Source organism: Rahnella perminowiae (assembly GCF_019049695.1).
Taxonomy (GTDB): Bacteria; Pseudomonadota; Gammaproteobacteria; order Enterobacterales; family Enterobacteriaceae; genus Rahnella; species Rahnella perminowiae.
This window is the reverse complement of record NZ_JAFMOT010000084.1, coordinates 1-466: the sequence shown is the minus strand read 5'-3', so window position 1 is coordinate 466 and position 466 is coordinate 1. Positions and strand designations below refer to the sequence as shown.

General features: G+C 50.4%; 1 protein-coding gene. It reads left to right on the top strand.

Annotation, left to right across the window (positions count from 1 at the left end; genetic code table 11):
- On the top strand, positions 1-450 hold a 450-nt coding region (locus tag J1781_RS00405; RefSeq protein ID WP_217233021.1), incomplete at its 5' end, for an integrase core domain-containing protein.
- Positions 451-466 lie beyond the last annotated feature (16 nt).

Here is a 466-nt window from a genome sequence, read left to right as displayed (position 1 = left end):
TTCCGGACCTTCAATGTGGTGGATGATTTTAACCGTGAAGCGCTGGCGATAGAAATTGACCTGAATATCCCGGCGCAACGCGTCGTGAGAGTGCTAGACAGGATAGTGGCAAACCGCGGCTATCCGCTGAAGATGCGGATGGATAACGGGCCAGAACTGGTCTCACTGGCACTGGCGCAATGGGCCGAAGAACATGGTGTGATGCTGGAATTTATCAAGCCGGGTAAGCCAACACAGAACGCGTTTATAGAACGGTTTAACCGAACATACCGGACAGAAATACTGGATTTTTACCTGTTCAGAACACTGAATGAAGTACGAGAAATAACGGAGCGCTGGCTGGCTGAATATAACAACGAGCGGCCTCATGAATCCCTGAACAACCTGACGCCGGAAGAGTACCGGCTGATGGCCGAAAACCCGGAAGTCTCAAAAAGTGCGTGGAACTAAAACAGGTGTGCTTACA